Here is a 9,427-nt window from a genome sequence, read left to right on the forward strand (position 1 = left end):
AGCAACCACGTTCTGGCCAAGGGTGGGCCGCTGAGCGACATGCGGGCGGATGGAGACCGCCAGTGAAAGCACCAGCGTCACAACACCAACCACGAAAATCGTCAACACGCTCATTGCCGCCAGGAACGGCCGGCGGCTAGACTGCTCGGCGGCCTCGGCACCGAAGTCCGGGAACATCCCGGTGGTGTAGTTCTCCTCCTCGGCCACAGCGGCGTAGGGAGTGGCGTTTTCGTCGGCGGCCACCGTGAACGCCTCGGCCTCCTCGTCGGGTACCGCGCTGTAGGCCAGGGCCTCGTCTGCTTCGTCGGCGCCAACCGGTACCTCCGCCGCAGCCAAATAGCCGGGGGCGAGCGCATACGGGTTCACCGCGCCGGTGCCGGGATCTTGGGCGTAGGCCAGCGCAGCCGTCGACGACGCGAAGAGCGGAGCACTGGCTGAGGCCAGCGCCGCTCCGCGGGCCAGTGCGGTCTCCGGCTCCTCCGGCACGCTGACCGGAAGCGGGCTCGCCGCCTCCAACGCCGGCTTGATCATCGGGATGTCAACACCGGCGCCGATGACGAACAAGCTTTCGGGCTGCGCTTCCAAATTGTTTGCGACCGAGACCATTTCGATCAGCTTGGCCACCGCTTCGTCGTCATCGTCCGGCAACTGCTCGCGGTGCACGTCGGCGATGGATCCATCGGCGGTGTTGACCACGGCCAAGGTTGCGCTGTCGGGCTCGACGTAGAGCAGGGCGGTGTGCTCGTGATCGGTGGCGCTGCCCACCGTCTGCGCCAGCGCGGCCAAAAACGACGAGACGAGCATGACGTTCTCGACCTTGCGGGCGACCAGCATGTCGCGCAGCGCATTAGCTTGCACCGGGTCGGTCCACGTCACACCGATCGAGCGCAGCTGATAGCCGGCCTCGGTCGCGCCCTCGCGGGTGCCAAGGATCGCCGAGATAACTTGGTCAGCTCCCGTCGACGGCGCCGACTCGTCGTCCGCTGGTAGCTCGATGTTCTCCTCGTCGACGGTGACGCCGTCGGCGTTTTCGCCTTCGACCAACACCATGCGGACCGTCGTGGGTGCCATCGACACACCAAGTACGGTGTCCACTGCCCCTCCAAGTCGTTTGCTCGCCGGTCGAGATCTGCACCGTGTTGCGCAGCCTCGGTCCGGCAGCCACCCACTTCATCGCCGCAGCTTGTGCGGCGTCCCACCCCAAAGTTAGCTGGACCGTATCAAGTTGGCAGGCGCGGGACCTGAGCCCCCACAGTCCCGTATCTCGACTTTACTGCGTGCCGCGCCGCGACGCCCCTCCTGTCGGGGTGCGTTGTGTGGACTCCATGAAGTTCTGGTAGTAGCGCGACGGCGTCGGGCCCCGCTGGCCCTGGTATTTCGAGCCCACCCGAGCGCTGCCGTAGGGGTGCTCGGCCGGGCTGGTCAACCGCAGGATGCACAGCTGACCGATCTTCATGCCCGGCCACAGGGTGATCGGCAGGTTGGCGACGTTGGACAGCTCTAGCGTGATGTGTCCGCTAAAGCCCGGGTCGATGAAACCCGCCGTCGAGTGCGTCAACAACCCCAGCCGGCCCAGCGAGGATTTGCCTTCCAACCGGCCCGCGAGGTCCTCGGGCAGCGTGCAGACCTCCAGCGTGGAGCCCAACACAAACTCCCCGGGGTGCAGCACGAACGGTTCGCCGTCGACCGCCTCGACCAGGGTGGTCAGCTCGTCTTGCTGCTGGGCGGGGTCGATGTGGGTGTAGCGGGTGTTGTTGAACACCCGAAACAGGCTGTCGAGACGGACGTCGACGCTGGACGGCTGCACCAGGGAATCGTCGAACGGGTCGATCACTAGCCGCCCGGCATCGATTTCGGCCCTGAGGTCACGATCGGAGAGCAGCACGCGACGAGCGTATCTGCTGGCCTGCGTTGTGGATGAGCGACGCGGCGCTGGATGCTAGCCTTCCGATGCAACCGCGCCGATGTAGTTCAATGGCAGAACATCAGCTTCCCAAGCTGAGAACGCGGGTTCGATTCCCGTCATCGGCTCCACGATCAACTGCGGCAACGCCGTTCGATCTATTCGATTAGCGGCCTCGGTGTCACGACGTTGTCACAATCCAGTCGAATTTGTCCCAGCGGCCTTCAAAGGGTGATCCTGCGAGCCCGCATAGGGCCGCATCGCGAGGCTGGCGTCCTTGTGTTCGATCCACGCCGCGATGACCGCAACAGGCGTGCCGGCGAGGTGCATCGCCGTCGCCGCGCGGACGCCACTCGCCGCAATCAAAATCCATCGCCAAACAGGCGTTGCTTACTCCTTTGTCCTGTTGCGGGCAATCCGAGCTATGTCTGCGGATTGCTACGTAAGGTCAAGGGCCGCAGCGCTCGGCGGTGGACATCAGCACTTGTCTGGGCCGGGCAGGTTGTCGGTCAGAAGTAGTGGCGGCGGGGGCCGACCGCGCGTCCCGCTGCTCCCAGGATCGCCAGAATCACACCAATAACGAGCAGGATGATTCCGATGGTCCACAGAATCGAAATCTTGAGCAGGAATCCGGCGATGAGCAGGATAATTCCGAGAATGATCACGGTGAGCCTTTCTGATCTGGCGACGACCGCGCGCTTGAAGATCGGATCGGTCGGGCGGTTTCTCGACGTGACTTCAGTAGACACCCCTAAGGAGGGTGGCAATACACCCCTAGGGAGGTAATCTTCTTGGCATGCCCGCGCCCACGCGGAGGCCGATCACCGTGGCGCTCGTTGACGACTACGACGTCGTTGTGATGGGCGTTGCCAAAATGCTCGACCGGTACCGAGACCGAGTGGTCGTCGCCGAACTCGACTCGACTATGCCCGTCGACGACCCCGTCGACATTGTCCTGTACGACTCGTTCGCACAACCGGAATCCGACCACAAGGAGATCGCAGTGTGGGTTGCGAATCCGCGCGCACGCCGAGTTGTGGTCTACACCTGGAACTTTCACCCGGATCTCATCGCCAGCGCGCGGCAGCAGGGAGCGCACGGCTACTTATCGAAGACGCTGCCGGCGCGGGAGTTGGTCGCTGCGTTGGAGGCGGTGCATGCGGGCGAGACTATTATCAGCGATGTCCCACCGCGGGCGCGCAGCGCCGCCGGCCTCGACTGGCCCGGCCGCGGCGAAGGGCTCAGCGATCGAGAGTCGGAGATCCTGGCCCTCATCACCCAGGGCAAAAGTAATGCTGACGTCGCCAGGCTGACGTACCTCAGCCCCAACACTGTGAAGTCGTACATCCGCACGATCTACCGAAAGATAGACGTCGGCAGTCGGACCCAGGCGGTCTTATGGGGTGTGGAGCATGGTTTCACTCCTGACCATCACCGCATCGAACACTGGCGCGGTGGACCCTAGAGGCCATCCAGGCCACCGAGGCAACACGATGCGGCAGGTGTCTTGCATTTGCTCCCGCGAGTTGCACGGTTAGAGCGGGCCGTTGCCATCTGGTACCGCACCTGCGTCTCATATTCGAGCTTGATCTCAAGACCACATGTGAGACACGCATTGATCGCCTTTCAATGCGCATCAGTGCGCACCGCAATGTCTCAGAACTTCGTCTCACAACCTATCTCGTCGTGCGCCGTTGAGTAAGCATGAGACGGCGTCGCCGTCATGGCATTGCCTCGCTAGGCGGTATGCCCTTCGAATGAAGCCATCTGCCCCTGTGTCAGTTAGCGATCCCGCAATGCGCATAAGCTGCATCATCACCGTGAGCTCGCGCCGCCAGAGCCAGCAGCCCAGCACCAGATCTCGCGTATCGCCAAGCCATCGTCGGCTGGCGCGGAAGCTAACCGTTCGATCACGGCCTTGCCTTCGGCCACGTCACCGTCGGCCGCGTGATTGAGCAGTGTCTCAGACAGAACACCCGACGCGGGAACCGCCCAGACAGCAGCCGTTCTCGCGGAACAGATGGTCGACGACGGCGCGCACCGGCGGGATTGGCGTCATCGAGATGTCCCCGCCGAGCCGGCTCAGGCGCCGAATAGACATTGAGCACCGGTCGATCACACAGTCGCTGTCTTTCTCCGATCTGGGAAGACGTCGCTGATTTTTACCAGCACCTCCTGCCCGCGACCGCGATCCGCGGCATTTCGGTCAAGAAAAACGCGTGAGGAAATCGAAACCTCCTTCACCGCTGTGTCTGAACGCGGCTTAGACCTGGCTAGTGGTACGGTCCGCGGCTGAATGCGTTCCGGCCGATTTGCGGCCCCACATCATCGAATTCGCGCCTTAATCGTCTGGAGATCACATGTCAGAGCTAAACCGGCGCAAATTCATGGCAGGTGTGGCCGTCGCAATCGTTTCGGGCGTTGGTATGGCCCGCTGTCAAGTTGGCGCGCCGACGCGAACTCTCGCATTCGCCGATGAGGTTGCTCCATTAGGTCCCTCGCCGACGCACCGACTGCCGGGACTGTTGCCACCTCCACGGGCAGAATGGCGAATCCCCCTGCCGGCAGGGGAACGCTGTGGAGCTTGCCGGGCGCTGGTGATTCGCTGGCGTTGACACTCGATGACGTTGTCAACACCGACGTGGTACGCATGTATACGGAATTCGCCAAAGACACCGGATTGCGATTGACCTTTTCGTCAACGGTCGCTACCATTCGTGGGCCGATAACCTGCGGCTGTTGCGCCCAGTCGTGGAGTCCGGGCAGATCCAATTGAACCCACGTGGTCTCATCCCGATCTGACCACTCTGCCGGTACATCGGATCATCGACGAGATTAGCCGTAATGACACCTTCTTGAGAAAAACCTACGGCACCGATGCCCGGCCGTTCTTGCGGCCACCGTACGGCGCTCATAATTCCACCGTCGACGCAGTCGCAGCAGGGCTCGGCTACACGGTGATGACGCTGTGGTCCGGAGATCTGGGAGATGCCAAGCGAGTCAGCGAGGACTACATCCTCAAGATGGCCGACCGGTACTTCACCCCGCAGAACATCGTGATCGGCCATCTGAAACACGCGCCTGTCACCCATGTCTACGGTCAACTGGTCGACATGATCCGCGATCGCAGGCTGCGGTCGGTCACGCTCAACGACATCTTCGTGAAACCACCGTCGTGGAACTAAACTGTCTCTGGCCTGCAGCACAATAGAATTCTTTGCGTCATACGCATTGGCGACATGAAGGCACGCTCATAACCTCGAGCGGTTGGTCTATCGACCGCTTGAGATAATCGCTTCGCGTTCAACGTGGTCCATGCCTGGTAGATGCGAAGCGGCTCCCGCCTATTCCATGGTTGGCCTTTGGACAGGCGTCAACGAACCAGATCGCGGCAGCACAGGCGATAAGATCGTTACGTCGTTGCTGCCGGTGTCAGCGGACGGGTTTACTCTCTACGGCGCGCCGCTATAAGCGTGGCAAGAGACCCCAGTCCACCGACCGTCTGAACCGCCTTTCTGAACCGCACGTGCTGATCCAGCACCCAGTCGAGCATCGCAGGCCAAAGATCCACGTCCGCAACATCGTCAAACTGCGAGCTGACGTAGATTGCGGCGGCCTTCTTACCGGGCTTGTCATCCCACTGGGCGCCCTCGCCAAGTGCCTGCTCGAATTGGTCTTTCATCGCACGGAGTGCCTCAAACCGGCCCAGGTTGAGGCTGGCATCGGAACTCCTGAAGTAAAGCTGGACGCTGAGACCTTGTTGAGTGAAGGCGGTCGAGTACACAATCCCGCTGGTGCCGGTAGGCAGGTCGTAGCGCGATTCCCGTTTGGATGTTTTTCCCTTTGCCCATTCCGGGTGTTCGGTGCCTACGCGACTGAGGAATTGCTCCCAGAAGTCCCAGTAGAGCTTCGAGCGCTCGGTTGATGCACCTGCGCCGGCGGCGGCCTTGACTCCTTTTCCCCCGTCATTCGAACGCGTGGCCAGCTCGAATGCCGGCGTCCCGGTGGAGGCGCCCATCTGGCCCACCTCCGTCTCGACCCCAACAACGCGGGTATCGGCGTCTCTGGCGGCTTCTTTTTCTGCCCTTGCGGCTTTGGTCTTCGCCGCAGCGGCCCTCGCCTCGGCGGCCCTCGCCTCGGCGGATTTCGCCGCGAAAACGATCCCCCCGAGAGCGACAAAGAAACCGAGAAATAAAACTAGAAAAAAGAAGACCGCCGCTTCCATGACGTCACCACAACAAACGATACGCGTGGCAGGTTACTCCCACCTGGTGCGCCGGCAGTGTCGTCATGCCGTTGAGCGCCACAACACTAGGGCAAAAGCAGGTCGACTGTGACTGCGTCATCGCTGTTCTCCACTGAATAAGTATTTGAAGCCTACGATCGTTATGCGAACGCGCGGTGAACCCGCTAACCGCTGTTGGCCTGCCTGCCTCGGGTCGGTCGTATGCCGATCGGAGGATCAGTTTCAGAAGTTCAGCAGACCCACTTTGTCACCCGCGGCGGACGCTGCCTCCGCAAGTTCTCGTCTTAGCTGCGGCCTCGCTCCCTGCGGACCCGCATCAAAGAATCGCTATGTTCCTACCACCCAGGCCCCGACCGTGTGGACCGCTCATCTGCTGACTGACCCGGCGCTCATCGTAATCCACATCGAGTTCGAAGCCGAGCAGTATGACCACGGGCAGAACACCCCTTTAGTGGTGGGCGGGAGCGCTCAGAAAGCGCCCAACTGCGCGATGCGAGCACGCTGCGCGCGCACTGGCCCGCGTGTGACGGCGTCTAAGCCGACGCCTCGAAAGCTTAGGCTGCCGCAGATCTTTTCAGCGAGGGAGTAGACAACGTCCAGAGCGCGGCAAACATGCGGATCGTAAGCCTGCGGCCTGCTGTGCCGTCGATACGCGCAGATTAGACCGACGATTGGCTTGGGAGCGTTGCCTTGCAGGGCTTCGTCCTCCCAATCCGTATACAGCCCGTCAGGCCGGAGTTCCTCATGCCCGCTCCTGAGCGCCCCCACGGGTGCGCACTCAAAGGATTCGCCGACCGTAGCCGAAACGTGACTGAGACTTGATCGAATTGCTAACGCGCCCTTTCGGTTCGCCTCTTCGCGGCCCCCTACCATGCCTATTACAACCCTGTCGATTAAGAGGACCTGAGCCATGCGGGCGTTAGTTCGGTGTGTTCTTGCGGTGATCGCTGTCGCTGCGACCGTGGTTGCGGGTCCGGCCGACGTAAGCCTTGCGGCGACGAGCCAGGCGTATCGGTTCGCTATCGCATCGGTTCTACCGACGCGTGAACAGGTGGTGGGTGTGGCGCATCCCGTGGTCGTGACGTTCAGCGCGCCTGTCGCCAATCGACACGCGGCCGAGCGTGGTATTGACGTCAAATCGGTGCCCGCGATGACCGGCACGTTCGAATGGCTCGACGACAACGTTGTGCAGTGGGTTCCCGACCGATTCTGGCCGGCGCACAGCACAGTAGCGCTTTCGGTTGGCGGACTTTCCACCAAGTTCAAAACTGGTCCAGCCGTCGTCGGTGTCGCCGATATCTCCGATCACACGTTCACCGTCAGCATCGACGGGGTCGGCGACGGGCCGCCGCCTCGACTACCCGCGCCGCACCACCGACCTCACTGGGGAGAAGAGGGGGTGATGCTGGCCTCGATGGGCAGACCGGAATACCCGACACCTGTGGGCACTTATACCGTCTTGTCAAAGGAACGCTCGGTGATTATGGATTCGAGCAGCGTCGGCATCCCTACTACCAATCCCGACGGTTACCGGATCCCGGTGGATTATGCCGTGCGTCTCACCAGCCGTGGCCTGTTCGTGCATTCAGCTCCGTGGGCTATCAATTCACTCGGAAGTCAGAATGTCAGCCACGGCTGCATCAGCCTGAGTCCCGCCGACGCCGAGTGGTATTTCAACACGGTCAACATCGGTGACCCGGTGATCGTCCAGGAATCGGGAATAGAGCGACCACACCGGCTTCCCCCACGGGGGTCAGCACCTCATTGATGTGGGCCGCAGCATCAAAATGCTGCGTAGCAACGGGTTTCACTGTCATCGAGGTCGCCACAATCCAGGCTGACAACCACCGCCTACGGTTGCGACGCGCCGCCTGTGCAGGCGCTGCAGCAGGAGGGGCAACCTCAGGCGGGACCGGGCAGGAAGGGCTGACCGGGTACGGGCCCACCAGCCGGCGGCGGACCAGTCGGCGCACCCTTGCCCCCATAGCTACCAGACATGTCGATGAGTGGAGCGCCCGCCGGCACCGGAGCACCCGCCGCCACTGGAGCACCCGCCGCCACTGGAGCACCCACCGCCACTGGAGCACCCACCGGCACCGGCGCACCCACCGGAGCACCAATCGGAACTGGAGCGCCGACAGGCACCGGCGCACCGACCGGGGCACCCACCGGAACCGGCGCAGCCACTGGAGCACCCGCCACCACCGGCGCAGCCACCGGCCCAGGTGCAACTACCGGAACACCAGCCATGTCGGTGAGTGGAGCGCTAGCCGTGCACGCGCCTGTGGTTACCGGCCCTGCACCGGCTAGCGGTCCGCCAGCGGTTGCCGGTCCTCCGCCGGCCTCGGGTCCGCCGGCAGTCGCCACCGTTCCGCTGGCGGGGACCAACGGTGCGGCTTCGCCCGACTGTCCCTGCATGCACGCGTAGCCACCGGTGATGAGCGGGGCAGCTTCTGTCCCCGGGCTCAATGCTATTGCGGCTCCGCATAACCCAGCGCCGGCAACTACTTTGATGCTGAACCGATCAAAGATCATCATCACCGTCAGCTCCTTTCGCGCTCGGATTCCGTCATCAAACGGTGCAGCAGAACCGCATAGCCGTAAGGAAGTCCTGTTTAGACGACGGTCTAATTGTCAGCGGCTGGTGCGCAACACAAGCCACGCCGCACCGCGCCGTTTCCAAACGGTGACGTGCCGTTCCCAAACGGTGACGTTCGGCCAGCGCTGGTCCCTCCAGAAGCGCAGCGGTCGCACAAGCCGGAGACTGTCACGGCACACCCGTTGAGGGGAAGGCGTAGCCGACGAAGCCGATGTCGACCGAGTCACGACACCTCCGAGCGGTCTAACGCTGCAGCACCCACCGGCGCCGGCCCTCAGCGGATGTAAACCTCGTCACCGGTCGGATATCCGCCTCCGATGGTGGTGATGTGGACGTGGTCGTAGTGGCCGTACCCGGATCCTTGCGGGCCGGCGGGCGTGTAGTACACGTCGCGCCAAATGGCGTCTTGGATCCCGAAGCGATCCGCGTTCGCGAGCACGAACGCGACGATCTGGTTGCCCAGCGCGATGCCCTCGGCGCTGCCCGGGTTGGGGATCATCACGTCGAGCGCCAAGCCGTTGGGATGCCACCTCAGCGCATCCGGTCGAACACCGCCGATGCTTTGAATCTCGGGAAATATCGCGCTGATGGTCCGAGACACCAAGATGGTCTTGACCTGCAGACCTGTTGACCGGCACTCAGGGTGAGCATGATGGCGGCGTTGATGGTGAGGATGTGC

Annotated in this window: 7 protein-coding genes, 1 tRNA gene and 2 pseudogenes; 4 read left to right on the plus strand and 6 right to left on the minus strand. The window is 62.6% G+C overall.

The window, feature by feature from the left end; all coding sequences use genetic code 11:
* Together ACFE99_RS18325 and dcd are read right to left on the minus strand one after the other, a co-directional pair.
* The coding region (locus tag ACFE99_RS18325; RefSeq protein ID WP_375487752.1) for a hypothetical protein at positions 1-1,071 on the minus strand (1,071 nt) is incomplete at its 3' end.
* A gap of 199 nt (positions 1,072-1,270) precedes the next feature.
* Positions 1,271-1,885 (minus strand): dCTP deaminase, encoded by a 615-nt coding sequence (dcd, locus tag ACFE99_RS18330; protein ID WP_375487754.1) that lies wholly within the window; start codon positions 1,883-1,885, stop codon positions 1,271-1,273.
* 75 nt (positions 1,886-1,960) lie between these two features.
* On the opposite strand from dcd, the gene ACFE99_RS18335 reads away from it, so the two are divergent.
* Positions 1,961-2,034: transfer RNA gene (locus tag ACFE99_RS18335), tRNA-Gly, on the plus strand.
* 378 nt (positions 2,035-2,412) lie between these two features.
* Here the strand turns inward: ACFE99_RS18335 and ACFE99_RS18340 are convergent.
* A complete protein-coding gene (locus ACFE99_RS18340) occupies positions 2,413-2,568 on the minus strand; it encodes a DUF6131 family protein (protein ID WP_375487761.1) in 156 nt (51 codons plus the stop codon).
* A 131-nt stretch (positions 2,569-2,699) separates the two neighbouring features.
* Between ACFE99_RS18340 and ACFE99_RS18345 the strand changes: the two genes are divergently transcribed.
* Entirely contained in the window at positions 2,700-3,368 is a 669-nt protein-coding gene (locus ACFE99_RS18345) for a response regulator transcription factor (RefSeq protein ID WP_375487755.1), read from the plus strand.
* Positions 3,369-4,263: 895 nt separating this feature from the next.
* Positions 4,264-5,088 (plus strand): annotated as a pseudogene (locus ACFE99_RS18350) (polysaccharide deacetylase family protein).
* A gap of 260 nt (positions 5,089-5,348) precedes the next feature.
* Here the strand turns inward: ACFE99_RS18350 and ACFE99_RS18355 are convergent.
* On the minus strand, positions 5,349-6,128 hold the full coding sequence (locus ACFE99_RS18355) for a DUF4268 domain-containing protein (protein ID WP_375487757.1): 780 nt from the start codon (positions 6,126-6,128) through the stop codon (positions 5,349-5,351).
* Positions 6,129-7,059: 931 nt separating this feature from the next.
* Between ACFE99_RS18355 and ACFE99_RS18360 the strand changes: the two genes are divergently transcribed.
* A complete protein-coding gene (locus ACFE99_RS18360; protein ID WP_375487759.1) occupies positions 7,060-7,917 on the plus strand; it encodes a L,D-transpeptidase family protein in 858 nt (285 codons plus the stop codon).
* A gap of 134 nt (positions 7,918-8,051) precedes the next feature.
* Here the strand turns inward: ACFE99_RS18360 and ACFE99_RS18365 are convergent, their stop codons facing one another.
* The gene (locus tag ACFE99_RS18365) at positions 8,052-8,696 is read right to left on the minus strand and encodes a hypothetical protein (RefSeq protein ID WP_375487763.1); all 645 of its coding nucleotides are present in this window, start codon (positions 8,694-8,696) and stop codon (positions 8,052-8,054) included.
* A gap of 326 nt (positions 8,697-9,022) precedes the next feature.
* Positions 9,023-9,427: pseudogene (locus ACFE99_RS18370) on the minus strand (hypothetical protein); the annotation flags it as partial.

The sequence above is a fragment of the uncultured Mycobacterium sp. genome (genome assembly GCF_964249325.1).
Classification (GTDB): Bacteria; Actinomycetota; Actinomycetes; order Mycobacteriales; family Mycobacteriaceae; genus Mycobacterium.